Genomic DNA, 24,525 nt, shown 5'->3' on the forward strand with positions numbered 1-24,525 from the left:
GTCAGGGTGCCAGCCTCTCGGTGTCGCCTCGAGACACTCTGGATCGCTCCCTGACCGGTACGGCCAGGGCGGCGACGACCCCCGCCGCGGCGAAGAGTGCCGCTCCGGCCAGAGCCGTCCCGTAACCGGAGGCGAGGGCGTCCGGGGAGGCCGTGCCGCCCGCGCCGGTGTCGTCGATGCGGGCGGTGGAGAGCGCGGCGAGGGTCACCAGGCCCACCGCGCTCCCCAGTTGGCGGGTGGTGTTGAGCAGGCCGGACGCCAGCCCGGCCTGGTGCGCGGGGAGTCCCGCGGTGGCGGCGTTGGTGGTGGCGTTGAGGACGGCGCCCATGCCGAAGCCGAGGAGCAGCACCGGACCGAGGACGTCGGCGGTGTACGAGGCCGTCGCCTCCGTCCCGGCGAGCCAGAGCAGACCCGCGCTGGAGAGGGCCAGTCCGCCGATCAGTACCGGGCGGGGGCCGACGCGCGGCACGACGGAGGAGATGCCCCACCCGCCGAGCGCGATGCCCAGCGACAGGGGCAGGTAACCGAGGCCGGTCTGGAGCGGGGTGTAACCGAGCACCTGCTGGAGCAGCAGGGTGAAGAAGTAGAAGGTGCTGAAGAGGGCGGCGATGCCGAAGAACGCCACGAGGTTGGCGGCGGCGACCGCGCGGTTGCGGAAGATCCCGAGCGGTACCAGCGGGTGTTTCGCGAACCGGGCCTGGATGACGAGGAACACGGCGAGCAGGGCCGCTCCGCCCAACAGCGGTCCCAGGACGCGTGGTGAGCCCCAGCCGTGCACATGGGCCTCGGACACCCCGTGGACGGCGGCCATCAGGCCGAGGGTCACCGTCACCGCGCCGGGCACGTCGAGGGTGCGCCGCTCCTGCCGCGCCGGGGACTCGGGCACGACCCAGCACACGGCGGCGAACAGCGCGATACCGATGGGCAGGTTGATCAGCAGGATCCACCGCCAGGAGAAGAACTCGGTGATGACCCCGCCGAGCAGCACCCCGACGGCGCCGGCGGCACCCGAGACGGCGCTCCACCAGCCGAACGCCTTGGCGCGGGCGTCCGGCCGGGTGAACGTGGTGCCGAGAACGGTGAGGGTGGCGGGTGCCATGACGGCGGCTCCCAGGCCCTGGAAGGCGCGGGCGAGGACAAGGGTGGCGGGGTCGTTCGCCGCTCCGCCGACGGTACTGGCGAGGGTGAACAGCGCGACCCCGCACAGGAAGATCCTGCGCTGTCCGAACAGGTCGGCGAGGCGCCCGCCGAGCAGGAGGAACCCGCAGACGACCACGGTGTAGGCGTTGTTGACCAGTTGCAGGTTGTGCCGGTCGAAGCGCAGGTCCTCGGCGATGACCGGCAGGGCCACGTTCACCACCGAGGCGTCCAGCACATTCATGAACTGGCCCAGGCAGCAGGCGACCAGGACCAGCCGGAGCCGGCTGCGGGCCGTGGCGGGAGGTGCGGTGGTGTCCGTTGTCCGCGCGAGAGTCATGGCGGCACGCTGGGCGCGGCCGATCGAAGTCCGGTAGCGGTCCGGTCGAGTGGTCCCGTCGCTTCGAGGGCTGCTCCACCGGGCCACCAGAGGCCGTCGCCACAGTCCTGGCCGTATCTCCGCAAAGCCGGTCGACACTCCAGAGGAGAGCGCATGGCCAAGATCACGTACAAGCATCCGAGCGGCACCGTCACCATCGTCGATGTCGAGGCGCCCAACACGGTCATGCGCGGTGCGAAGCTGAACAACATCGCGGGCATCGAGGCCCAGTGCGGTGGCTCCGCCCAGTGCGGCACCTGCCACGTCTACATCGACGAGGCCAACGAACTGCCGTTGCCCGCCATGGACTCCGTCGAGGACGACGTCCTGTACGGGACGGCCTGCGAGCGCACCGAGCACAGCCGGCTGAGCTGCCAGCTGCCGGTCTCGGAAGCGATCGACGGGCTGGTCGTCCACCTGCCGGAGGCACAGAGCTGATGGGCGCCCGAGGAGTCGTCGTCATCGGCGCGGGCCAGGGCGGGCTCGACACCGCCGCGGCGCTGCGCGGCCGTGGCTACCGCGGCCGGATCACACTGGTAGGTGACGAACCCGCGCTGCCCTACCAGCGGCCGCCCCTGTCGAAGGGCTTCCTCACGGGCGACACGGCCGCCGGGGAGCTCGAACTGCGCCCGCGGGCCTTCTTCGCCGCCCAGGACATCGAACTGATGTCGGGCGTCAGAGCGGCGAAGATCGACCGGCAGAGGCGGACCGTCCTCCTGGAGACGGGGTCGACCCTGCCGTACGACAGCCTCGTCCTCGCGACCGGAGCCCGGCCCCGCACGCTGCCCGTACCGGGCGCGGCCTCGCTGTCCGGTGTGCTGACACTGCGCGGTCTCGCCGACGCCGAGGACCTGCGGAAGCGGCTGACCGGCCCGCCGCGCCGCCTCGTGGTGATCGGAGCGGGGTTCATCGGACTCGAACTGGCCGCCACCGCGACGAAACTCGGGCACGAGGTGACCGTGGTGGAGGCCCAGGCCCGTGTGCTGGCGCGGGCGCTGACCCCGGTGATGTCGGCGCGCCTGCTCACGGAGCACGCCGACGCGGGCGTCCGCGTCCTGATGAACCGCGAAGTGACCGCCCTGTGGGGAGACTCCGCCGGACGGGTGGAGGTCGTCGAGCTCGACGGGGCGGAACGCCTCCCCGCCGACCTGGTGGTCGTCGGCGTCGGTGTGCTGCCCAACACCGAGCTGGCCACCCTCGCCGAGCTCCAGGTCGGCGACGGCATCATCGTCGACGCCCGGCTGCGTACGGACGACCCCGACATCTACGCGCTGGGCGACTGCGCCCGCTTCCCCAGCCCGCACGCGGGCCGTCACCTCCGGCTGGAATCGGTGCAGAACGCCTCCGACCAGGCCAAGTGCGTCGCCGCCGGAATCTGCGGCGACCCCGTTGCGTACACGGCCGTCCCCTGGTTCTGGTCGGAGCAGTACGCGCTGCGCCTCCAGATCGCGGGGCTGACCGCCGGACACGACGAGACGGTGCTCGTGGGCGACCCCGACGCCGGCCGGTTCTCCGTGTTCTGCTTCCGCGAGGGCCGGCTGACCGGCGTGGAATCGGTGAACCGCCCGGCCGACCACGGCATCGCCCGGCGCCTGCTCGCCTCCGGTACGGAGCTGACGGCCGACGAGGTGCGGCGACCGGGTTTCGACCTCAAGTCCGTCGCCCGTCCGGCCGCGACCCGGCCCGCCGCCGTCGTCGGTGCGTCGGCGACCTGACCGCACTTCCGCCACCTGTACATACCCCACACCCGACCCGCACAGAGAGAGGCATGCACCCATGTACCAGACACGGACGGTCCCGCCGTCACCCCGGCGCCGAACCCGGCACCTCACCCTGCGCCTCGTCGGCGTATGGCTCGCCATGCTCGCGGCGGTCGTCGGTTTCGGCACGGCGAACGCCACGGCCGGTGACGCCAAGCCACGGCGTCCCTCGCTGGAAGGCATATGGGACCTGACGGTGACGGTGAGAACGCCCGACGGCGGCACCAGCAGCACCACCCCGAGATTCGTCTTCCGCCCCGACCACAAGCTGACGGCCGAGGGCCCGCCGGACGCGAACGGCAACCCCCAGTACCGCGCGACCGGCTTCTGGAACGAGCGCAACGACGGCACCTTCTCGTTCTACGTCACCCACCCCGGCCGTGAGGACGGCGCGTACCTGGGCACGGTCCAGGCCGTCCACCTGGGCCGCGTCACCGGCGGCACGTTCACGACCGCGGCCCACGCCTTCGTCACCACCACCGCCGCGGGTGACACCCAGGGGCCCATCGCCGTCAGCAGCTCCGCCACGCGGGTCTCGGCCACGACCCGTTGACATCTCCCCCCACCCCCCACCCCGCGCCCGCGCCCCGCTCCTCACGAGCGGGACGCGGGCGCCGCTCGTCCAGGGCTCGAGAAGCCGCCGATACGGTGCGGACGACCGTGACGACGTGTACCCCCGTACGTGACCGAGAGAGGCAGGACATGACCTCATTCGATGCTGGAACCCCCTGCTGGGTGGACCTGACCGTGGCCGACCTGGAGGCCGGCAAGCGCTTCTACGGCGAGCTGTTCGGCTGGACGTTCGAGGCCGGTGCGGAGGCGTTCGGCCACTACACGCCGGCCCTCAAGGACGGCAAGAACGTGGCGGCGCTCGCTCCCGCGCAGGGTGGCGCGCCCACCGCGTGGAACCTGTACTTCTCCACCCCCGACGTGGAGGACCTCGCCCGCCGCATCACGGAGGCCGGCGGCAAGGTGACGGGCGGCCCGTTCCCGATCGCCGACGCGGGCAGCGTGCTCCAGGCCGTCGACCCGGGCGGTGCGGCCTTCGGCGCCTGGCAGCCCGGCACCCAAGCCGGCTTCGAGGTCCAGGGCGTGCCGGGCTCCTTCTTCTGGCCGGAGATCTACACCCGCGCCAAGGCGGACGTCGACCCCTTCTACGAGACGGTGTTCGGCTTCAACGGACAGCAGATCTCGGAGGGCACGGAGTTCGACTTCAAGCTGTGGTTCGCGCCCGGCGCGCAGGCGCCGACGGCCGGCCGCCTCCAGATGGGCGCGTTCATCCCGGAGGAGGTCCCGGCGCACGCGCTCGTGTACTTCTCCGTCGAGGACACCGACGCGACGGTGACGAAGGTCCGTGAACTGGGCGGCAGCGTGAGCCGCGAGCCGTCCGACAGCCCCTTCGGCCGCTCGGCGCTCGTCTCCGACGACCAGGGCGCGCGGTTCGCCGTGATGGGCCCCGTGAAGGACGCGGGCTGACCCGCCGTTCCGGCGCGTGAAAGAGCCGGGCCCGGCCACCGTGGGGTGGCCGGGCCCGGCTCTTTCCACCGCCCGCCGCCGTCGTCACCGGCACGCCTCGGGGGCGCCGCGAGCCACGCGGCGCCCCCGGGGATGCGACCGGACGGGTGTGCCGGCGGATGTCACGCGCCCCAGGTGACCGGGAGGCTGGTGAGCGTGTGGTTGATCTCGCCGCTGTGCCAGGGCAGTTCGCTCTCCGGCACCGCGAGCCGCAGGTCGGGGAAGCGCCGCACCAGGCCGTCGAGCGCGATCTCCATCTCCATCCGCCCCAGGTGCTTGCCGAGGCAGTAGTGGACGCCGTGGCCGAAGGAGATGTGCGGGTTGTGCTCGCGGGCCAGGTCGAGCCGGTCGGCGTCCGGGAAGACGGTCTCGTCCCGGTTGGCGGAGGCGAGCGCCAGCAGGACCGCGTCGCCCTTCTCTATGGTGACCCCGCCGACCTCGATGTCCTCGGCGGCGATGCGCGGGAAGCCGGAGGTGTCGGTGGCGAACAGGTTGACGTGGCGCAGCAGTTCCTCGACCGCGGTGGGGATACGACTACGGTCCTCGGCCAGCCACCGCCACTGCTCCTGGCCGTCCGCCAGCAGGGCGAGCACCGAGTTGGCGAGCTGGTTGGCCGTGGTGTCGAAACCGGCGCCGATGAGGGTGAAGCCGAAGGTGACCAGTTCCGGCTCGCTGAGCCGGTCGTCGTTGTCGCGTGCGGCGATCAGCTCCGACAGCATGTCGTCGGCGGGGGTCGCCCGCTTGTCGGCGATCAGCCCGACGATGTACTCGCTCAGCTTCGCCAGGCCGTTCAGCGACTCCTCGCCACCCGCCCGGTCGTCCACGGTGGCGAAGGCCCGCGCCCACTTCTCGAACGCGCGCAGGTCCTCCGACGGCACCCCGAGCAGCTCACCGATGACGGTCAGCGGCAGGGGCAGCGCGAGCTGCTGTACGAGGTCGATGGTGCCGCCCTTGGCCTGCATGTCGTCGAGCAGCTCGTCGGTGACCTTCTGCACGTTGTCCCGCATCCGCTCGACCCGGCGCAGCGTGAAGGCGCCGGCGACGAGCTTGCGCAGGCGGGAGTGCTCGGGCGAGTCCAGGGAGATGATCATCTCGGGTGTCGTGTGCATCGTCCCGCCGATGCGCGGCGCGCCGGGGCCGCAGGCGAGGGCGCGGCTGAGCCTCGGGTCCGCCGACAGCCGGCGCACGTCCTCGTACCGGGTGATGAGCCAGGCGTCCACTCCGCCCGCCGTCGGGACCTTCACCACGGGCTGCTCCGCCCGCAGCTCCGCGTACCGCGGGGCGGGACCACGGTAGGTCGAGCCGGTGAGGGGGAAGACGTCCGTCTCCTGAGGGGCAGTCATGGTGACACCTCCGCTTGGGCCTCTACAGTCACGCAGCACCCTAGGAACGGCCGATGGAGGGCAGGTCGCTCCTTCCTCGAGCCCCTCCCGGTCCGTCGCCGCCGAAGGTGAGGAGGGGGCGCCCCGGACCACGCTGTCCCGGACGCCCCCTCCCCCGCTCGTGCCGCCGCTCAGTCCTCCGGGCCGAGCAGCACCGCCCCGTAGTTCTTCCGCGCGGCCGTGTCGTACTGCAGCGCGACATGGCTGGTCGCCGAGGTGACGTCCCGCCAGAAGCGCTGCAGGGCCTGCCCCTCGCCCAGGCCGCCGGTCCCCGCGGCACCGACCAGCAGGCCGACGGCCTCCTGGAGGAGCTCGGCGGCGAAGGTGGCGTTGCGCTCGTTGCGCGCCATGTGTTCGGGGGTGAAGAGCCGCTGGTCGAGCACTCCGGCGTTCTCCATGACGAGATGCCGGGCGGCGTCGATCCGGCCGGAGGCGCGGATCAGTTTGAGCTCACCGGTCTGGTTGCGCTTGCGGCCCGTGAGCGTGGCCGCGGCGGCGGTGAGCGCGCCGGTGGCCGCTCCGACGACGGGGGCGATGAAGGTCAGCCCGCCGACCGCCTGGAAGGGGACGTTGTGGGCGGGCACGCCGGAGACGGCGTTGCGGCCGGTCAGCATGTCCGCGCGGTCGAAGGAGAGGTGGTCGGGCACCAGGACGTCGTCCACGACGACCGTGTGGCTTCCGGTGGCCCGCATGCCGACGCTGTCCCAGGTCTGGCGCACGGTGTACGTGCCGCGGGGCAGGGCGAAGAACCGCATCGTGGGCGGGCCCTCCCCCGCGCCGGGCACGACCGCGCAGACCAGGACCCAGTCGGCGAAGTCGACGCCGCTGACGTACGCCCACTGTCCGGTGAGGCGCCAGCCGCCGTCCGTCCGCCGGGCGCGGCCGACCGGCATCAGCGCGGTGGCGACCACCGTGTCGGGGCTGTCGTCCCACAGCGCCCGGTGCCCCTCCTCGGGCAGATGGGCGGCGAAGCGGGCCGAGTACGCGGACAGCGAGGCACACCACGCGGTGGCGGCGCAGCCCTCGCCGGCCGTCATGACCGCCGACGTCAGCTCGGCGAACGAGCCCTCGCTGCCGCCCCACCGGGCGGCGACGAAGTGCCGGGCGAACCCGGCTTCGCGCAGCGCGTCGACGACCTGGCGGTTCATGGCGCGGTCGGCGTCCGCGTCGGCGGCGTGCTCGGCGGCGAGGACGCGTACCTTCTCGGCCGCCTGTCCGAGGCCCGTGTCGCCGTGCCCGGCTGCCGGGGCACTGCCCGCGCCGGTGTTCCCGACGACGACCTGGGCGGGGTCCGGGGCGGCGTTCCCGGCGGCCTGGACGGGGCGCGTCCCGTTCGCCGTGCCGCTCATGGCCGGGGACCGTTCGCGACGGCCTTGGCGAAGAGCTCCAGCGTCTCGCCGGGGCTCGGCCCGTCCAGCGCCTTGAAGATCCGCTCGGCGCCCTCACCGTGGTTGTCCAGCTTGACGTGCGCCAGGGTCACGCGGGTGTGGCCCTCGTCCACGGCCTCGAAGTCGACCTCGATCTCGCTGGCCCGCTCGTCGTCCGGTATGGACTGCCAGTTGGGGTCGATGCGCCACGTCATGGCGAGCCGGCGGCCCGGCTCCCACTCGAGCACGCGCCCCCAGGCGATCTCGGTCCCGTCGACGTCCCACTCGTAGTAGCGGCCGCCGACGCCCGGCTCGAAGGCGAGACCGACCCGCTCCTTCTTGACCAGGATGTGGGTGGGGGGCCACCAGTCCTTGGGCCGCTCGGTGAAGACGGCGAAGCAGTGCTCTGGCGTGGCCGCCACGGTCACCGACTTCCGTACATCGGGAAGGGTCTGCTGCTGTTCGGGCACGGGGCCTCCTCGCTCGATCTCGCCGGGTGTCACCTGCTGCCGCCCGGTGTCCCGGGCATGTGGCGGGCCGGTCACGGTCACCGGTCGCCGCACGGAACGCCCCCACGCTCGCGCCGGCCGCTAGGCCCCATGTCGAGTTCCGCTCGAAGGCCGGCCTCCGGTCCGCCTCCACCCGTCGTCGAGAGCCGCGCGAGGCGGCACGGTCACGGTCGTCCCCACCCAGAGCAGCACCACACGACCTAGGGGAACGGGAGAGCACCATGACACAGGCGGGACGACGGGTGGCGTTCGTCACCGGCGCGACCAGTGGGATCGGCCTCGCCGTCACCGAGCTGCTGGCCCGGCAGGGCATGGCGGTGTTCGGGGTGGCCCGCGGCGAGGAGAGCGTGCGCACCATGGTCAAGCAGTTGCGCGAGGAGGGCCTGGAGGTCGCCGGCGCGGTGTGCGACGTCACCTCCCTCGACCAGATACGGACCGCGGTCCGGGCCGCGGTGGAGACGTACGGGCGCATCGACGTCCTCGTCAACAACGCGGGCCGGGGCGGCGGCGGTGTCACGGCCGAGCTGGAGGACTCCGTGTGGGACGACGTCATCGAGACGAACCTCACCGGCACCTTCCGGGTCACCCGCGAGGTGCTGAGCACCGGCCGGATGCGTGAGGGCGACTGGGGCCGGATCATCAACATCGCGTCCACCGGGGGCAAGCAGGGCGTCGAGCTCGCCGCGCCGTACTCGGCCTCGAAGCACGGTGTGGTCGGCTTCACCAAGGCGGTGGGCAAGGAGCTGGCCAAGAGCGGCATCACCGTGAACGCCGTCTGCCCGGGCTACGTCGAGACGCCGATGGCGCAGCGCGTACGCCAGGGGTACGCGGGTCACTACGGCGTGAGCGAGGAGGCGATCCAGGAGAAGTTCAACGCCAAGATCCCGCTCGGCCGCTACTCCACCCCGGAGGAGGTCGCCGGGCTGGTCGGCTACCTCGCCTCCGACACCGCCGCGTCGATCACCGCTCAGGCGCTGAACGTCTGCGGCGGACTCGGCAATTACTGACCCGCCCCGAGCCCCCACCCATGCCGCGCCCACAGAGACGGAGCCCCGAACATGACAGCTGCAGGCGCAATGCTCGCCGAGCCCGATCTGGCCGTATTCCGGTCCGCGATGGGCCGGTTTCCCACCGGTGTCACGCTGCTCACCCAGGGCAGCGCCGACGACACGGCCGTGATCACCCTCAATAGCCTGACCTCGGTTTCCCTCGACCCGCTGCTCATCCTCGTCTCGGTCAAGGCGGACGGCCGGATGCGTCCCCGGGTGGTGGAGCAGGGGAGCTTCGCGGTGAACGTCCTGACCGAGGCGCAGCGCGACCTCGCCCAGGAGTTCTGCCGGCCCGACCGCTCCGAGGGGCAGGCCGCCATGCTGCGGCTCGCCGCCGTCGAGGGCGTCACCGGCAATGCCGTGATCCCGTCCGCGGAGGCGTACTTCGAGTGCGTGCTCGACGCCCAGCACCAGGCCGGTGACCACACGCTGCTGATCGGCCGGGTGGTGGCCCTGTCCGGCGGGGCCGGCGACCCGGACCCCCTGGTGTTCCACCGGGGCCGTTTCACCCGGCTGCCGGCCGCTCGGGCGGAGGCCGCCGCGTGAGCGCCACGGCGGAGGTGCCGACGGGCGGCCAGGGGTCGCTGTGCGCGGTGGCGGACGGGGTGTACGCGTTCGTCCAGCCGGACGGCGGGTGGTGCCTGAACAACGCCGGGCTCGTCGTCGGCGAGGGCCGGACCGTCCTGGTCGACACCGCCGCGACCGAGTCCCGTGCCCGGCGGCTGCGCGCGGAGGTCGAGCGCGTCGCGCCGGGCGGGGCGGACTTCGTGGTCAACACCCACTTCCACGGCGACCACACCTTCGGCAACGGGCAGTTCACGCCCCGCGCCGTGGTCGTCGCCCACGAGGGGACCCGCGCCGACTCGGCGGAGGCGGGGCTGGGCCTGCGGCAGCTGTGGCCCGACGTGGAGTGGGGCGAGACGCCCCTGGTGCTGCCCACGCTGACCTTCCGCGGCTCACTCACGCTGTACGCGGGTGACCTGCGCACCGAGCTGCTCCACGTCGGGCCCGCGCACACCGCGACCGACGTGGTGGCGTGGGTCCCGGAGCGGTCGGTGCTGTTCACCGGTGACGTGGTCTGGTCGGGTGTGACGCCCTTCGTGCTCTTCGGTTCGATCTCCGGGTCGCTGCGGGCCCTGGACCGGATGCGTGCCCTGAACCCGCGTACGGTCGTGCCGGGTCACGGCCCGGTCGGCGGCCCCGAGTTGCTGGACGAGACCGAGGACTACCTGCGGTGGCTCCAGCGGCTGGCCGAGGAGGGGGTCCGGGACGGACTGACCCCGCTCCAGGCGGCGCACCGCGCGGACCTCGGGCGGTTCAAGGAGCTGATCGACTCCGAGCGTCTGGTGGGCAATCTGCACCGTGCGTACGCCGAGTTGGACGGACTGCCGCCCGCTGCGCGGATCGACGTGATCACCTCGTTCCAGGAGATGGTCGCGTTCCACGGAGCGCTGCCCGCGTGCCACGCCTGACACACCCGAGAGGAGACGGACATGGTCACGACCCTGTTGGAACGCCGGGAGGGAACACCGTACGAGCCGTACGAGCAGGTCCCCGCGGACGCCTTCCTGGTCCCGCTGTTGCTGCTGGCGGGCGAGGCGGACGACGACGTCGAGCCGCACATCTGCCGGGGCATCGACTGACCGCACGGTCACGACGTACACGACCGTCACCACGGTCACATGGGAATGGGGCCCCTTGCCGGGGGCCCCATTCCCATGTGGTGGTTCAGGCGGCGGGCGGTGCGGCCGGGCTGTCGCGGTGGATGACCCGCGACCGGGTCAGGAGCCGGCCGTCCCGCCGGACCAGCTCGTCCTCGACGGTGAAGGTGGGCTGGAAGTTCACCTTGCCCTCGCGGTCGGTCTGGGTGACGAGGGTGTAGTACGACACGCGGAGCAGATCGGCGTCCGCCGCGTCGGTCTCGATGATCAGGTGGCCGAACCAGTGCCGTACGGCGATGTCCTGGTAGCGGGGCAGGCTGGCCCGCATGCCCGCGATCATCTCAGCCCGGCCCCGCTGCCGGTGGCCGCCCGCGTGGACCACCTCGCCGTCCTCGGTGAAGGTGTCGGCGAACCCCTCGATGTCGAGGGCGTCCACCCGCCGCATCTGCTGGGCGTAGAAGGTCTGCACCTCGGCGTAGAGGTCCCCGGTGACCTGGTTGGGCAGGGTCCCGACCGGCTGAGACATGGATACTCCCTTCGAGACGGCCGGCCCGGTGGCCGCGCCGATCGCCCCCAGCCTGCCGCCCGGCCCTGCAGCGGCACTGGAGACCGGCTCGGAACCCGGGGCGTCACCCTGCCCTCGGCCGGGGCCGGTCAGCCGGCCGTCAGCTCGGCCACCAGCCGGGTCGTCACCGGCACCGGCACCCCGTGCTGTTCCGCCCCGCGCAGCAGGGCCCCGCCGATCGCGTCGAGCTCCAGGGGGCGCCCCGCCTCGGCATCGCGCTGCATCGACGACTTGGTGCCGGCCGGGAAGGCGTCGTACCGCGCCAGGACCGCCGCCGGGTCGGCCGGCGCCCCGCAGGCGCGGCTCACCGCGGTGGCCTCCTCGACGAGCGCCACCAGTTCGTCGCGGCGGCCGGTCCGCAGGTCGCCGACGGGCACCCCGTACCGCGTGGTGAGCAGCGCGAAGGGCGCGAGGAGGGTGAGCTTCGCCCAGAGCACCGCCGTTTCGTCCTCGGCGGTCCTGACACGCACCCCGGCCGCCTCCAGCACACGAGCGAGGCGCTCCAGCCGCTCGGGCGGTCCCGCCAGGTCCACCTCGGTGAACGGAGTGCCGTGCTCGATGACGCCCGGCGCCACCCGGGTCGACTCGGCCCGGATCACCCCGGGGACGATCCGGTCCCCGTACCGCTCGCGCAGCACCTGCGGATGTTCGACGCCGTTGAGCAGCGGCACCACCAGGGCGTCGCCGAGGACACCGGGCGGTATGCGGTCCAGTGCGGGGCCGAGAGTGGTGTGCTTGACGGCGATCAGGCACAGGCCGGCCGGCTCGCGCAGCTCGGTGTCGGCCTCCACGGAGGCGGTGAAGTCGCCGAACTGCGCGCTGTGCACGCGGATGCCGTCGCGGCGCAGGGTCCGGGCGGTCTCCTCACCGGCCACGCAGATCACCCGGTGCCCGGCGCGGGACAGCAGGGCGGCGAGCAGGCCGCCGATGCCTCCGGGGCCGAGGACGGCGACGGTTCCAGATTCGAGCACGGTACGGCGGTCCTTCCGGGGGGCGGGGGCGGGCACGGACGGAGGGTCGGCACCCGTCCTCTCTTCGCCAGGGCCCGTTGGGGTGCGAAGGGTGGACGGGTTGCCGCCCGGGGCCCTGTGACGATCTTCCGGCGGGCCAACCACCAAGTCAATCCTAGGATTTACTCCTCCGCTCCAAGGGATACCTTGGGTCCGTGACTCTTGAGGATCTCCGTGTGTTCGTCGCCGTCTGCCGCGCGGGCAGCCTCAGCGCGGTCGCCCGCGAGCTCGGCTGTACGCAGTCGGCGGTGAGCCAGCACGTGAAGCGGCTGGAGCGGGAGACCGGCGTCGCCCTCCTGGAACGCCACACGCGCGGTGTCGTCCCGACCCGGGCGGGGCAGGTGCTGCGGGCGGCGGCGGCCCAGAGCACGGCCGGTCTCGACCTGGCCCTGCGGAGCATCCAGGAATCCGTGCGCGGCGAGGTCGGTTCCGTACGGGTGACCACGGGCGCCACGTCACTGCGGCACTTCATGTCCGATGCCGTGGTGGCCTTCCGGCGCCGCCATCCTCGGGCGAGTCTGGAGTTCCAGACGGCGAGCTCCAGCCGCAGTTGCTTCGACGCTCTCGCCGCCGACGGCCTGGATCTCGCCTGGGTCACGATCGGCGACCGGGTGCGCGGAATCGAGCAGCGCCCGGTCGTCGACCTGCCCTGGGTCCTGGCCGTCCGCGCCGACGACCCGCTCGCGGCACGCCCACGGATCGAGGTGAGCGACCTCGCCGGCATCCGGCACATCCGTCTCCCGGCGAGGTCGACCTCCCGGGCACATCTGGACGCGGCCTTCGCCGAACTGGGCATCCGCGACAGCTCCGACACGAGCGTCGCCGACTGGGACACCGCGATCCTCCTGGCCGAACTCGGCCTCGGCCACGCCGTCGTGCCCGCCCTGCCGGGCCGCTTCACCGACGGCGGCGACGCGCTCACGTTCGTCCCCGTACCGGCGCTGCCGCCCCTGTCGGTGGGGTGGGCGGTGCGGAGCTGGGACGCCCTGACGCCGCTCGCCCGCGCCTTCGCCGACACCGTGCGCCGGACGTGCAAAGGGGGCGCGGCGTAGGACCGCGCCCCCTTCGGCGCGGCGTGAACCCGCGCCCCGGCTCCGCCCCAGGACCCCCGGGACCGGGGCTGGTTCAGCGGGCCCGGGGCGGGTTCAGCGGGCCCGGGGCGGGTTCAGCGGGCCCGGGGCGGGTTCAGCGGGCCCGGGGCGGGTTCAGCGGGCCCGCTGCTCGTATCCCACCAGCCGGACGCAGACGGCCAGTCCCTCGATCGCCTGCTCCAGCTCCGCGAGGCCCGGGTAGCTGGGGGCGATCCGGATGACCGCGTCGCGCGGGTCGTCGCCGTACGGGTGGGTGGCGCCGGCCGGGGTCAGCACGATGCCCGCCCCGGCGGCACGGCGTACGACCTCCTTGGCGCAGCCGTCCGGCACCTGGAGGGTCACGAAGTAGCCGCCCTTGGGGGAGGTCCAGGTGGCGAGCCCGGTCCCGCCGAGCTCGGCGTCGAGGATCCGTGCCACCGCCTCGAACTTGGGCCGGAGCAGTGCGCGCTGGCGCTCCATGTGGGCGCGCACCCCGTCGGCGTCCCGCAGGAACAGGACGTGGCGCAGCTGGTTGACCTTGTCGGGACCGATCGAGCGCTTGGCGTTGTTGCCGAGCAGCCACGTGAGGTTCGCGGGGGACGAACCGAAGAAGGCGACGCCCGCCCCGGCCGCGGTGATCTTGGAGGTGGAGCCGAACACGAACGCCCGGTCCGGGTTCCCGGCCTCGGCACAGGCGCCGAGCAGATCGGCGATCTCGACGGGCTCGTCGGTGAGGTGGTGGACGGCGTAGGCGTTGTCCCAGAAGATCCGGAAGTCGGGCGCGGCGGTGCTCATGGAGGCGAGCCGCGCCACGGTCGCGTCGCTGTAGCAGACGCCGTCGGGGTTGCTGTACTTCGGAACGCACCAGATGCCCTTGACCGCCGGGTCCTCGGCGACGAGCCGCTCCACGACGTCCATGTCCGGGCCGTCGGCGGTCATCGGTACCGGGATCATGTCGATGCCGAACCGCTCGCACAGCGCGAAGTGCCGGTCGTAGCCCGGCACCGGGCACAGGAACGCGATCCGCTCCTGCTCCACCCAGCGGGTTCCGGCCCCCGGCAGCACGCTCAGCAGGGCGTGGACCAGGCAGTCGTGCATCAGCTCCAGGCTGGAGTTCCCGGCCGCCAGAAGCTGTGCGGCCGGGACCTGGAGGGCCTCGGCGAAGATCTCCCGGAGCTCCGGCAGCCCCTGCAGTCCTCCGTAATTGCGTACGTCCGTGCCGTCCGCGGCGGTGTGCCGGCCGCCGGGCAGGCCCAGCAGGTCCCCGGAGAGGTCGAGCTGCTCCGGCGCCGGCTTGCCCCGTGTGAGGTCGAGCGCGAGCCCGCGCCCCACGAGGTCCTGGTAGTCCCGGCGGGCACGGTCGAGGAGCCCGGTCAGGGCTTCGGGGCTCAGCTCGGTGGTCATGGGTGTGTCCTCTCAGGGGTACCGCTCGGCTGGGTCGCGCCTGCCGAGGATACAAACCGGGGTGGTGAGCGCCCGCGGTCACGGGGCAAGGGGCGCCAAGAGCCTCGGGCGGTGTCCGGTCGGCCGCCGCGCCCGGGCCCGGACATGACGAGGACCCGCGCCTGGGAGGCCCACCCTCAGCGGCCCTTGCCCTGCGGCGGGTTGGCGATGTGCGGTCGCCGGGCGCCTTCCCTCGGCCGGGTGGTGTTCGGCCAGGCACCGCGCCGGACGCCGCCGGGTGGACGGTGTGCCCGTGACCATGTGACGGTGATCACAGAACATCGCGGCACCGTCCGGCGACGCCGGGCCCTGATCGTGCCCGCACTCGAAGCCGTCAGCCTGCTGTCGCTGCTGTCCCCGCTCCCCGCTTCGGCCGAGCCCCCGGGCCGGCATTCCCAGGTCGCGCCGGCACGGCCCCCAGTACCACGCCGGTGGACCGCCGCCGAGGCGCGTACGGACGCCTTCCTGAAGCACATCCGGCGGGATCCCCGGCTGCTGCGCCACTTCTTCGAGCACCTCCCCAAGGGCGGTGACCTGCACAACCACCTCTGGGGCGCGGTGCCGACGGAGTACCTGATCCGGCTGGCCTCCGAGGACGGCCTGTGCGTGGACACCTCGACGATGACGGCGGTCGCGCCACCCTGCCGTCCGGGCACCCGCCCTGCCGCGGACACCCGCACGGACCGCGCCTTCCACGACGCGCTGGTGCGTGCCTGGTCCATGCAGGACTTCCCGCCCGGCCAGAACGGACACGACCACTTCTTCGCCACCTTCGGCAAGTTCGGCGAGGTCACCCGGCGCCATCCCGGCAAGCTCCTGGCCGAGGTGGCCGACGGTGTGGCCGCACAGAACCAGTTCTATCTGGAGACCATGGTCAGCCCCGCCTCCGGCGGGGTGAAGAAGCTGGCCACCGAGGCCGGCTGGGACGCCGACCTGGCCCGGCTCCACGGCAAGCTGACCGCCGGGGGCAAGCTGGACGGACTGGTGGCCGAGGCCCGCGAGGAGGCCGACCGGGCCGACGCCGAGTTCCGCACCGCGGCGCGCTGCGGCACCGCCCGGCCCCGGCCCGCCTGCCGGCTGACCGTGCGCTATATCTCCCAGGTCTCACGCGGCAGTTCGCCGGAGCGGGTCTTCACGCAGATGGCGCTCGGCATGCGGCTGGCGGAGCGCGACGGCCGGTTCCTGGCCGTCAACCTCGTCCAGCCCGAGGACGGGGACAGCGCCCTCGACAACTACCGCCTGCAGATGCGCATGCTGAAGCACCTGCGCGGTGTCCATCCCCGTGCGCACGTCACCCTGCACGCGGGCGAGCTGTGGCCGGGCCTGGTCAAGCCCGAGCACCTGAAGTTCCACATCAAGGAAGCGGTCACCGTGGCCGGCGCCGAGCGGATCGGGCACGGCGTCGACCTGGTCCACGAGGACGACTGGCGGGGCACCGCCGCTACGATGGCCGCGCGCGAGATCGCCGTCGAGGTGCCCTTCACGAGCAACGCCCAGATCCTCGGCGTCAAGGGCGACGACCATCCCTTCTCCACCTACTTGGAGCACGGCGTGCCCGTCGTGCTGGCCACCGACGACCCCGGTGTCTCCCGCATCGACATCAGCCACGAGTACCAGTACGCCACCGCCACCTACGGTCTGACGTATCCCGAGCTCAAGGACCTGGCCCGTGCCTCCCTGGAGTACGCGTTCCTGCCGGGCCGCAGCCTGTGGCGCGGCAACCCCACCGCCGGGGGCTACCGCCCCGAGGCCGCCTGCCTCGGCCGGATCCCGGACAGCGGCCGCCCGGTCACCCCGGAGTGCCGCCGCCTGCTGACCGCGAGCCCCAAGGCGTCCGTGCAGTGGCGGCAGGAAGCGGCCTTCGGCGCCTTCGAGCGCGCCTTCCGCGTGGGCCGCTGAACCGCCCACCCAGGACCGGCCGGTCCCCGTGATGGCCGAGGGGCCGTATCGGATCACTCCGATACGGCCCCTCGGTTTGCGTTTCCGCGATCACCGGCAGGGCCGGCAAGACGCCCGGCACCACGTGGTACGCCGTCGCCGCCGCCCAGTCGGTGAGGTCGTCCTGTCCGACGGCGGCCGGTGTACGGGCCATGGCCGTGGCGCACGTCCCGCGCTCGCGCCGAACCGGACACCGAGCCGCTCACGGGTACACCAGGCGTCATGACACCACCGCTCCGTTCAGGGCCCCGCCACCCGGCCGCCACCGCCCCCAGCAGGGCCGGCGAGTTGTCCGTCCGGTGCCCCGGTCAGCGTGGCGTCCCGCCAAGGTGCCCCGGCGGTGTCAGCGCGCGTGCCTGCCCTTCGCCGGCTTCGGCTTCCCCTGCCCCGCCTCGGCCTTCCCGGGAGCCGGGCCGGCTGCTCCGTGACCGGTCGTACGGCCGCGCTGCCGCTCCCAGGTGCCGGGAGCCGACGGCGTGCCGCTGTCGATCGCCGCGTCCTCGGCCCCGGTGACCCGTCGGCTCCCGGTGTACGAAGGGGACCGCGGCGCGGACGCGGAGACGGCGGCGGCTGTGGCCGGCGGGGCGGGCGGGGCGGACGGGGAGGAGGAGGAGGCGGACGCGCTCGAGCGGTTCGTGCCGGGTGAGACCGGCTCCGTCGTGGCGGGGCGGGGCGGACCGGACGCGGCGTTCTCCCCCTCGGCGGGCGGACCGCCCACCGAACCGGCCAGCCCGACGCCGAAGACGGTAAGGGCCGCGCCGGCGGTCAGCAGAATCCGGCCGGCCCGGCGTGAGGCGGGCCGGCCGGAGGCGGATCGCGCGGGCACTTCCCCGCCCTGTGCGGGAACGGCGGCCTCGACGCCGTCGGTCCGCGGCGGGACACCCGCCCCGTGCGACCTCAGCGTGTCCGGGTTCCGCTCGCCGGGGCCGTCCTCACCGCTCATGGGCGAAGCCCCACGCACGGAGGATCCCGTGGGCGCGTCGGCCGCTCCCGCGGGATCCTCCGATGCCAAGGCGGCCAGGGCCTGCCCACAGGCCTGGGCGTCCGGCCGGCGGCTCTCGTCCGCGTCGGTCATCGCCTCCAGCAGTTCGACGAGCGCCGCCGGTATGTCCGGCGGAATGACCGGGGGCCGGTGCAGGCGGGCGATCGCGGCCTCCAGCGGCGCCCCGTCGTACTCCAGTTCACCCTTGATGGACTCGAGGAGCACAAGTCCCAGGCTGTAGATGTCCGCTGCCGGTCCGGCGCCCCGGCCCAGCACCTGCTCCGGGGCCATGTACGCGGCGGTCCCCACCAGAACGCCCGGGACGGTCTGGGCCGTGGTGCCGAGCAGCCTGGAGATGCCGAAGTCCGTCAGGTGGGGGACGCCCGCCTCGTCCAGCAGGATGTTCGCGGGCTTGACGTCGCGGTGGACGACTCCGGCCCGGTGCACATGGGCCAGCACCGAGGCCAGCGCGGCTCCGATCCGGCACGCCTCGGCGGGCGCCAGCGGGGCCGCGGCGATCCGGCGGCGCAGCGTCGTGCCCCTGACCAACTCCATCACCAGGTAGGGCGTTCCGTCGTCCCGGCCGCAGTCGTACACGGTGATCAGACCCGGGTGCTGCAACTGGGCCAGCAGGCGGCCCTCGCTGTCGAACTGCTCCTCCGTGTCGGCGGCACCGTCCGGGCGGAAGACCTTCACCGCGACAGGCCGCCGCAGACGCAGGTCCATGCCCTCGTACACGTCGGCCGCGCCGCCGCGGCCGAGCAGGTCGTCGAGCCGGTAACGTCCGGCCACCACGTGGGCGGTGAGCCGGTGGTCCGGTCGGATCGGCCACGAGCGGACTTTCATCACTGCGCTCCCTGCGTCCTGTTGTCACCTGCCGTCGTCCGCCCGCCCACGTGTCTGCTGCCGATGGCACGCCCGGCCGCGTGGTTGCGAGCACCGTGTGCACGTGTGCCCCCTCAGCCGCCGGACATCCCCCCGCACCGCACCCGACCTCGTGGACGGAGGGGTGCGGCATCGTTTCGGCTTCCTTTCGGCATGATGGAGTCATGCGGCCTCGACCGGTGCTCGTCTTCGACGGCGACTGCGGCTTCTGTACGTCCTGCGTGTCGTTCGTCGAACGCCGCCTGCGCCCCGACTGCGAGACCGTCCCCTGGCAGTTCGCGGATCTGGCCGCGCTCGGCGTGACGCCGGAGCGGGCCGCACACGAGGCGCTCTGGGTGACCCCGGCGGGCCGGGTGTACGGCGGTGCCCGGGCGGTGGCGAAGATCCTGCTGCGCACCGGCCGGGGCTGGGCGCCGCTGGGGGCGCTGCTCATGCTGGCCCCGGTGCGTTGGGTCGCCCACGCCGTCTACCGGCTGGTGGCGGACAACCGGCACCGGATGCCGGGCGGGACGGCGGCGTGCGCCGCACCGGCGCCACGTGGGCGAAGGTGACCGGAGCCGGGCGGTGGCTCCCACCGGAGGGGGTAGGTGAGGGCAGCACACGACCATCGCGTCTGCCAAGGAGACGAGCATGACCGACGACGCCTACCTGTTCCTCGTGGACGACCGAACGACCCCGCTGGGCGCATCCGTCGCGACCGTCGGAGACCTGGCATGCCTGGAGACGCCCGCCGTACGGGCCTGGCTCGACGCGCACGGTGTGACCGCCGCCTCCCCGCGAGTCCGGCTGCTGCCGCCCGAGGAGACGGGCGCCATCCCCGGCGGGGCGGAGAAGCTGCCTGTTCCGTTGAGCGACGAGGAGATGAACCGGCTGCGCCACGCACTGGCGCCGGGCGCCCTCGCCCGGGTGGAGAAGGAACTGCTGGCCTACCGCGACTGCGCGGGCGAGCGGGATGCCCTGCTGGCGCGGGCCACTGCCGCCGGGGTTCCGCCGCACCGCATCGTCGAACTCACCGGCGAGGACCCCCGGACCGTGGCGTCGGCGGCCGCGGCACAGGGACAGGGCCGTCCGTCGGACCCCGGTCCGCGGCAGCGGTGACGGGAAGAGGAGCACGACGCCCGAAGAGACGCGTACCGGGCTTCGACCGCTGAGGGGTGCCCGCTTGTTCACCGGACCTCGGGGGTTCGCCGGCACCCCGCGTCGGTGAAGTACAGCCGGCTCCCTGACTGCCCACGAGAGGTGTCTGCACCCCCGAGGTGCACAAGATCACCACTGCGGGCCCTGCTCTCTCGGCACACCTCGGCGCACCGCGCTCCCCACGGAGCCCGAGCGTGGTCGCACACTGACACGGTCAGGGAGCCCGGTCCCCGACTGGTGCCCAAAACGATCGAGGGGCCGTCTCAGATTGCTCTGAAACGGCCCCTTGACCTGCGACTCTCACAAGTCGGGACGACAGGATTTGAACCTGCGACCCCTTGACCCCCAGTCAAGTGCGCTACCAAGCTGCGCCACGTCCCGGTGCCCGTCTGACCTGGGGTTTCCCCCGGCCCGGCGTGCACGAGAACAATACCGCACTCCTGCCGGTGATCACGAACCGCTTTGCCGCTTGACCTCAAGCGCGGTTGAAGTTGCACCGTCGGTGGCATGACGAACACGACCGAGACCTCCCTGCCGGACCTGCACCGGCTGATGGCCCTGATGACCGGTGACGAGAAACACGGGCCGGCCGCCACGTCCACGCTCGACGCACTGTGGGTGCTGTACGACCGGGTGCTGCGCGTGTCGCCGGAGAGCGTCGACGCACCGGGGCGGGACAGGTTCCTGCTGTCGAAGGGGCACGGGCCGATGGCGTACTACGCCGTCCTCGCCGCCAAGGGCTTCTTCCTCGAGGAGCTGCTGCCGGGATTCGGGGCGTACGACTCACCGCTCGGCCACCACCCGGACCGGATGCTGGTGCCGGGGGCCGAGATCGGCAGCGGGTCGCTGGGGCACGGGCTGCCGCTGGCGGTGGGCAGCGTGCTCGGGCTGCGGGCCCAGGGGCTGACCGACGCGCGCGTGTGGGTGCTGATCGGGGACGCGGAACTGGACGAGGGCAGCAACCACGAGGCCATCGCGTACGCGGGACCGGCCGGTCTGGAGCAATTGCACACGCTGGTGATCGACAACGCGTCGGCGACCTACGGCCGGCCCGGCGGGATCACCTCGCGGTTCGAGGCGGCCGGCTGGGCGACCGAGACCGTCGACGGACGGGACCACGAGGCGATGTACGCCGCCTTCACCCGCCCCCACCCGGGGCGTCCGCTGGCCGTGGTGGCCCGGGTCGAGCCGAAGAACGCATAGAGGGGGAGAACACTCATGGACACGATGCGTGACCGTTTCATCTCGACCGCGAGCAGGCTGCTGGACGAGGACCCGCGCCTGGCGCTCGTCCTCGCCGAGATCAGCCGCGACGGCTTCCGGCCGGTGGAAGAGAGGCATCCGGAGCGGGTGATCAACGTCGGGATCAGGGAGCAGCTGCTGATCGGGGTGGGCGGCGGGCTCGCGCTCACCGGGGTGCGGCCGGTGCTGCACACCTTCGCGAGCTTCCTGGTCGAGCGCCCGTTCGAGCAGGTCAAGCTGGACTTCGGCCATCAGGGCGTGGGCGGGGTGCTGGTCAGCGCCGGCGCCTCCTACGACTGGCCCGCGGGCGGCTTCACCCATATGGCCCCGGGCGACGTGGCCCTGATGGACACGCTCGACGGCTGGACGGTGCACGTGCCCGGCCACCCGGACGAGGCGGAAGCCCTGCTGCGGCACGCGGTGGCGGGGGACGACAAGGTCTACGTACGGCTGTCACTGCAGGCGAACGAGCAGGCCCGGCCCGTCACGGGCGAGCGGTTCCTCACCGTCCGGGAGGGCCGAGGAGGCGTGGTGGTGGCGGTCGGGCCGATGCTCGACAACGTGCTGGCGGCGACGGAGGGCCTCGACGTGACGGTCCTGTACGCCACGACGGTGCGCCCCTTCGACGACGAGGCGGTGCGGCGCGCGGTGGCGGGCGACGGTGCGGCCGACGTCGTACTCGTCGAGCCGTACCTCGCCGGCACCTCCACGGCCGCCGCCAACGACGCCCTCGCGGACATCCCTCACCGGGTGCTGGGCCTGGGCGTCGCCAAGCGGGAGCTGCGCCGCTACGGCCATATGGACGAGCACCTGACCGCCCACGGCCTCGATCCCCGCTCCCTGCGCACCCGCATCGGCGCGTTCCTGAGCCGCTAGGCCTTCTCGACCCCCAGCTCCGGGTGGGCGGTGAGCAGTCGGCGCGGGGCGGCCTGGCGCCAGGAGTCGACGAGGATGGCGTACAACTCGTCCTCGTCGTCCAGCGCCGCCAGGCGGACCCGCAGCCAGGCGTAGGCGTCGTCGTGACCTTCCCGCAGGAAGAACTTCCCGGGCTCCGCCGCGATGAGCTCCTCCCGGTCGTCCTTGGGGCACTTGACGCCCATGGACCGGTCGTCGTCGTCCAGCGAGGCGAAGATCTTCCCTCCGGGGCCGCCCGCGCGGAACGTGGGCATGCCCCAGGAGAGCTTCTCCACCGCGCCCGGCAGCGAGAGCGCGAGTCTGCGTACGTCGTCGGCTGTGGCCATGTGACGACCGTACGACCCGGCACTGACAACGCCGCCGTCGACGCGACCGGGGCGGAGCCCGGGGGGTCACCAGCCGGTCACGCCCGCCGGTTGCTTGATGGTGACGTTGATCCGGTTGAAGAAGTTGGTCGTCGCGATCCACAGGATGATCGAGGCGAGCTGCTGCTCGTCGAAGTGGTCGGCGGCCTCGTCCCAGACGTCGTCCGGCACCGCGTCCGGCGTGTCGGCGAGCCGGGTGGCCGCCTCGGCGAGCGCCAGGGCCGCCCGCTCCGCGTCACTGAAGTACGGCGCCTCGCGCCAGGCGGCCACCGAGTGCAGCTGCTCGTCGCTGATGCCGTTCTTCTTCGCCTGACGCGCGCCGAGGTCCACGCAGAACCCGCACCCGTTGATCTGGCTGGCCCGCAGGTGGACGAGCTCGAGGACGGTCTCCGGCACATCGCTCTTCTTCACCGCCTCCATCAGGTTCTGGATGGCGGGCATCGTCCCGGGGAGCACGCTGACCGGGTTGGTCATCCGAGCCTTCATGGGTGTCTCCTTCATGCGTTCCGCGTCTGGTCGGTCACCCCTTCGACGGACCGGGGGTACGCGGATGTGACACGCGGCGGGAGTGGATCCACCGATGTGAGGCGCCTCACATGGACAGTTGGGCTCTCACAGGCGGCCGTCCTCCCGGCGGTGGATCCGCTCCACCAGTTCGGCGGCGAGCGACTTGATGGTCTCCAGCCCGGGCCGCCCCCAGGGCCGCGGCTCGGTGTCCACGACGCAGATGGTGCCGAGGGCCGTGCCCGTACGGTCGATGAGGGGCGCGCCCAGGTAGGAGCGGATGCCGATCTCGTCGACGACCGGGTTGCCGGCGAACCGCGGATAGTCGCAGACGTCCTCCAGGACCAGCGCCTTGCGGCGTACCACCACGTGCGGGCAGTAGCCGTGGTCACGGGCCATGTACCGGCCGACGCCCACGGCGGGGGCGCCCGTGGCGTGGAGCCGGCCGGCGGTCCCCGTCCGGGTGCCGCTCCGGGTGCCGGTGCCGGTCGGCGTGTGCAGGCCGGCGAAGAACTGCTGGTTCTCGTCGATGAAGTTGACCATCGAGTACGGTGCCGCGGTCACCTTCGCGAGCTTGTCCGCGAACGCGTCGAAGTCGGGGTCCGGTCGGTCCCCGATGCCGAGTTGACGCAGCCGCTGTACGCGCAGCGGGGCCTCCCTGTCGACGGGGGTGAGCAGCAGATGGCCGGTCGGGTCGTACGTCATTTCGGTGCTCCGTGGCTCGGCGCCGGCGCCGGGGCCGGGGCCGGGGCCGGGGGCGGGTTGGAGTCCAGCAGGTGCTGGACAAGGGTGACCAGGGTCTGGATCCCGGAGCTGGCGAGCCGGGCGTCGCACAGGACGACCGGCACCTCCGGCTTGAGGCCGATCGCCTCCCGTACCTCCTCCGGTTCGTAGCGGTGGGAGCCGTCGAACTCGTTCACGGCGACCAGGAACCGGATCCCGCGCCGCTCGAAGAAGTCCACCGCGGAGAAGGACGCCTGGAGGCGCCGGGTGTCGGCCAGGACCACCGCTCCGAGCGCGCCCTCGGACAACTCGTCCCACATGAACCAGAAGCGTTCCTGACCGGGCGTGCCGAAGAGGTAGAGCACATGGCTGTCGTCCAGGCTGATGCGGCCGAAGTCCATGGCGACCGTGGTGGTGGTCTTGCACTCCACGCCCTCCAGGCTGTCGGTCGCGGCGCTGACCGTGGTGAGCAGTTCCTCGGTGCTCAGCGGTTCGATCTCGCTGACCGCCCCGACGAAGGTCGTCTTGCCGACCCCGAAGCCCCCCGCGATCAGGATCTTCAGGGCGGTGGGGAAGACGTCGCGGTCCTCGGGCCGGGCCACGGGCCGGGCCTCAGAGCCGTCGTCGTAGGCCATCGAGCACTGCCTCCAGCAAGGAACGGTCGGTGGTGGTGTCGTGGAGGCGGGGCGCCCGCGCGGTCAGCGCCCCGCAGTCCACGAGGTCCGAGAGCAGCACTTTGGTGACCACGGCGGGCAGCCGTAAGTGCGCCGCGATCTCGGCCACGGAGGTCGGCCCGTCGCACAGCCCGAGGGCCAGGGTGTGGTCGGGGCCGAGGTGCGACCGGGGCGTCGCTCCGGTGGCCATGACCAGGGAGAGCAGGTCCAGCGCCGCCGTCGGCCGGGTGCGGCCGCCGCTCACCGTGTACGGGCGGACGAGCCGGCCGGCCGCGTCGTCGATCCAGGGCCCGTCCTGCCGGTGCGGCACGGG

General features: G+C 72.8%; 27 protein-coding genes and 1 tRNA gene. 14 read left to right on the plus strand and 14 right to left on the minus strand.

Translation table 11 applies throughout. The features are described 5' to 3' along the window. Position 1: 1 nt before the first annotated feature. Positions 2-1,477 (minus strand): MFS transporter, encoded by a 1,476-nt coding sequence (locus tag ACZ6C1_RS06210; RefSeq protein WP_469238221.1) that lies wholly within the window; start codon positions 1,475-1,477, stop codon positions 2-4. A 153-nt stretch (positions 1,478-1,630) separates the two neighbouring features. On the opposite strand from ACZ6C1_RS06210, the gene ACZ6C1_RS06215 reads away from it, so the two are divergent. The 4 genes from ACZ6C1_RS06215 to ACZ6C1_RS06230 all read left to right on the plus strand — a co-directional run bounded on the left by ACZ6C1_RS06215 (position 1,631) and on the right by ACZ6C1_RS06230 (position 4,752). Beyond that, a complete protein-coding gene (locus ACZ6C1_RS06215; RefSeq protein WP_469238223.1) occupies positions 1,631-1,954 on the plus strand; it encodes a 2Fe-2S iron-sulfur cluster-binding protein in 324 nt (107 codons plus the stop codon). Continuing rightward, positions 1,954-3,231 (plus strand): NAD(P)/FAD-dependent oxidoreductase, encoded by a 1,278-nt coding sequence (locus ACZ6C1_RS06220; protein ID WP_469238225.1) that lies wholly within the window; start codon positions 1,954-1,956, stop codon positions 3,229-3,231. Before ACZ6C1_RS06215 ends, ACZ6C1_RS06220 begins: the two co-directional genes overlap by 1 nt. 61 nt (positions 3,232-3,292) lie before the next feature. Beyond that, entirely contained in the window at positions 3,293-3,829 is a 537-nt protein-coding gene (locus ACZ6C1_RS06225; RefSeq protein WP_469238227.1) for a hypothetical protein, read from the plus strand. 149 nt (positions 3,830-3,978) lie between these two features. Next, entirely contained in the window at positions 3,979-4,752 is a 774-nt protein-coding gene (locus ACZ6C1_RS06230; RefSeq protein ID WP_469238228.1) for a VOC family protein, read from the plus strand. A gap of 161 nt (positions 4,753-4,913) precedes the next feature. Here the strand turns inward: ACZ6C1_RS06230 and ACZ6C1_RS06235 are convergent, their stop codons facing one another. The 3 genes from ACZ6C1_RS06235 to ACZ6C1_RS06245 form a co-directional block, all read right to left on the minus strand. Next, positions 4,914-6,134 (minus strand): cytochrome P450, encoded by a 1,221-nt coding sequence (locus tag ACZ6C1_RS06235; RefSeq protein WP_469238229.1) that lies wholly within the window; start codon positions 6,132-6,134, stop codon positions 4,914-4,916. Between the two features lie 170 nt (positions 6,135-6,304). After that, positions 6,305-7,522, minus strand: coding sequence for an acyl-CoA dehydrogenase family protein (locus ACZ6C1_RS06240; protein ID WP_469238230.1), 1,218 nt, complete (start codon positions 7,520-7,522; stop codon positions 6,305-6,307). Then, a complete protein-coding gene (locus ACZ6C1_RS06245; RefSeq protein WP_469238231.1) occupies positions 7,519-8,010 on the minus strand; it encodes an SRPBCC family protein in 492 nt (163 codons plus the stop codon). Before ACZ6C1_RS06245 ends, ACZ6C1_RS06240 begins: the two co-directional genes overlap by 4 nt. 260 nt (positions 8,011-8,270) lie before the next feature. Between ACZ6C1_RS06245 and ACZ6C1_RS06250 the strand changes: the two genes are divergently transcribed. The 4 genes from ACZ6C1_RS06250 to ACZ6C1_RS06265 are packed head-to-tail and all read left to right on the plus strand — an operon-like array spanning position 8,271 to position 10,741. Continuing rightward, complete coding sequence (locus tag ACZ6C1_RS06250) at positions 8,271-9,056, plus strand: SDR family NAD(P)-dependent oxidoreductase (RefSeq protein WP_469238232.1); 786 nt, start codon at positions 8,271-8,273, stop codon at positions 9,054-9,056. A 51-nt stretch (positions 9,057-9,107) separates the two neighbouring features. Next, a complete protein-coding gene (locus tag ACZ6C1_RS06255) occupies positions 9,108-9,644 on the plus strand; it encodes a flavin reductase family protein (protein ID WP_469238233.1) in 537 nt (178 codons plus the stop codon). After that, entirely contained in the window at positions 9,641-10,570 is a 930-nt protein-coding gene (locus tag ACZ6C1_RS06260) for an MBL fold metallo-hydrolase (RefSeq protein WP_469238234.1), read from the plus strand. The genes ACZ6C1_RS06255 and ACZ6C1_RS06260 overlap by 4 nt, the downstream gene beginning before the upstream one ends. A gap of 21 nt (positions 10,571-10,591) precedes the next feature. Continuing rightward, entirely contained in the window at positions 10,592-10,741 is a 150-nt protein-coding gene (locus tag ACZ6C1_RS06265; protein ID WP_469238235.1) for a hypothetical protein, read from the plus strand. An 85-nt stretch (positions 10,742-10,826) separates the two neighbouring features. Here the strand turns inward: ACZ6C1_RS06265 and ACZ6C1_RS06270 are convergent, their stop codons facing one another. Both ACZ6C1_RS06270 and ACZ6C1_RS06275 read right to left on the minus strand, forming a co-directional pair. Beyond that, on the minus strand, positions 10,827-11,285 hold the full coding sequence (locus ACZ6C1_RS06270) for a nuclear transport factor 2 family protein (protein ID WP_469238236.1): 459 nt from the start codon (positions 11,283-11,285) through the stop codon (positions 10,827-10,829). Positions 11,286-11,413: 128 nt separating this feature from the next. Then, positions 11,414-12,295, minus strand: coding sequence for a ketopantoate reductase family protein (locus ACZ6C1_RS06275; RefSeq protein WP_469238237.1), 882 nt, complete (start codon positions 12,293-12,295; stop codon positions 11,414-11,416). A 194-nt stretch (positions 12,296-12,489) separates the two neighbouring features. Between ACZ6C1_RS06275 and ACZ6C1_RS06280 the strand changes: the two genes are divergently transcribed. Beyond that, positions 12,490-13,386, plus strand: a complete 897-nt coding sequence (locus ACZ6C1_RS06280; RefSeq protein ID WP_469238238.1) for a LysR family transcriptional regulator — start codon at positions 12,490-12,492, stop codon at positions 13,384-13,386. Positions 13,387-13,539: 153 nt separating this feature from the next. Here ACZ6C1_RS06280 and ACZ6C1_RS06285 read toward each other — a convergent pair whose 3' ends face one another. Then, positions 13,540-14,808, minus strand: coding sequence for an aspartate aminotransferase type Ic (locus ACZ6C1_RS06285; RefSeq protein ID WP_469238239.1), 1,269 nt, complete (start codon positions 14,806-14,808; stop codon positions 13,540-13,542). Between the two features lie 306 nt (positions 14,809-15,114). On the opposite strand from ACZ6C1_RS06285, the gene ACZ6C1_RS06290 reads away from it, so the two are divergent. Beyond that, positions 15,115-16,746 carry an adenosine deaminase family protein gene (locus ACZ6C1_RS06290; protein WP_469238240.1) on the plus strand — a complete coding sequence of 544 codons (1,632 nt, stop codon included), beginning with the start codon at positions 15,115-15,117 and terminating at the stop codon, positions 16,744-16,746. A 382-nt stretch (positions 16,747-17,128) separates the two neighbouring features. On the opposite strand, the gene ACZ6C1_RS06295 is transcribed toward ACZ6C1_RS06290, so the two are convergent. After that, complete coding sequence (locus tag ACZ6C1_RS06295; RefSeq protein WP_469238241.1) at positions 17,129-18,613, minus strand: serine/threonine-protein kinase; 1,485 nt, start codon at positions 18,611-18,613, stop codon at positions 17,129-17,131. A 203-nt stretch (positions 18,614-18,816) separates the two neighbouring features. Here ACZ6C1_RS06295 and ACZ6C1_RS06300 point away from each other — a divergent pair, with 203 nt between their 5' ends. Together ACZ6C1_RS06300 and ACZ6C1_RS06305 are read left to right on the plus strand one after the other, a co-directional pair. Then, positions 18,817-19,203: a thiol-disulfide oxidoreductase DCC family protein gene (locus ACZ6C1_RS06300; protein ID WP_469238242.1), complete on the plus strand. Its 387-nt coding sequence runs from the start codon at positions 18,817-18,819 to the stop codon at positions 19,201-19,203. Positions 19,204-19,282: 79 nt separating this feature from the next. Then, positions 19,283-19,750, plus strand: coding sequence for a DUF6003 family protein (locus tag ACZ6C1_RS06305; RefSeq protein WP_469238243.1), 468 nt, complete (start codon positions 19,283-19,285; stop codon positions 19,748-19,750). Positions 19,751-20,096: 346 nt separating this feature from the next. Here ACZ6C1_RS06305 and ACZ6C1_RS06310 read toward each other — a convergent pair. After that, positions 20,097-20,170 (minus strand) — tRNA-Pro (locus ACZ6C1_RS06310). A 126-nt stretch (positions 20,171-20,296) separates the two neighbouring features. Here ACZ6C1_RS06310 and ACZ6C1_RS06315 point away from each other — a divergent pair. Both ACZ6C1_RS06315 and ACZ6C1_RS06320 read left to right on the plus strand, forming a co-directional pair. Continuing rightward, a complete protein-coding gene (locus tag ACZ6C1_RS06315; RefSeq protein ID WP_469238244.1) occupies positions 20,297-20,992 on the plus strand; it encodes a transketolase in 696 nt (231 codons plus the stop codon). 15 nt (positions 20,993-21,007) lie between these two features. Beyond that, the gene (locus ACZ6C1_RS06320) at positions 21,008-21,907 is read left to right on the plus strand and encodes a transketolase family protein (RefSeq protein ID WP_469238245.1); all 900 of its coding nucleotides are present in this window, start codon (positions 21,008-21,010) and stop codon (positions 21,905-21,907) included. On the opposite strand, the gene ACZ6C1_RS06325 is transcribed toward ACZ6C1_RS06320, so the two are convergent. The 5 genes from ACZ6C1_RS06325 to ACZ6C1_RS06345 form a co-directional block, all read right to left on the minus strand. Further along, positions 21,904-22,272 carry an MmcQ/YjbR family DNA-binding protein gene (locus ACZ6C1_RS06325; protein WP_469238246.1) on the minus strand — a complete coding sequence of 123 codons (369 nt, stop codon included), beginning with the start codon at positions 22,270-22,272 and terminating at the stop codon, positions 21,904-21,906. The genes ACZ6C1_RS06320 and ACZ6C1_RS06325 overlap by 4 nt on opposite strands. A gap of 66 nt (positions 22,273-22,338) precedes the next feature. Then, complete coding sequence (locus ACZ6C1_RS06330; RefSeq protein ID WP_469238247.1) at positions 22,339-22,797, minus strand: carboxymuconolactone decarboxylase family protein; 459 nt, start codon at positions 22,795-22,797, stop codon at positions 22,339-22,341. Positions 22,798-22,923: 126 nt separating this feature from the next. Next, positions 22,924-23,520, minus strand: a complete 597-nt coding sequence (locus tag ACZ6C1_RS06335; RefSeq protein WP_469238248.1) for a GAF domain-containing protein — start codon at positions 23,518-23,520, stop codon at positions 22,924-22,926. Beyond that, a complete protein-coding gene (locus tag ACZ6C1_RS06340; RefSeq protein WP_469238249.1) occupies positions 23,517-24,173 on the minus strand; it encodes a GTP-binding protein in 657 nt (218 codons plus the stop codon). The genes ACZ6C1_RS06335 and ACZ6C1_RS06340 overlap by 4 nt, the downstream gene beginning before the upstream one ends. Then, on the minus strand, positions 24,151-24,522 hold the full coding sequence (locus ACZ6C1_RS06345) for a DUF742 domain-containing protein (protein WP_469238250.1): 372 nt from the start codon (positions 24,520-24,522) through the stop codon (positions 24,151-24,153). Before ACZ6C1_RS06345 ends, ACZ6C1_RS06340 begins: the two co-directional genes overlap by 23 nt. Positions 24,523-24,525 lie beyond the last annotated feature (3 nt).

This window comes from Streptomyces sp. NPDC041796 (genome assembly GCF_055590785.1).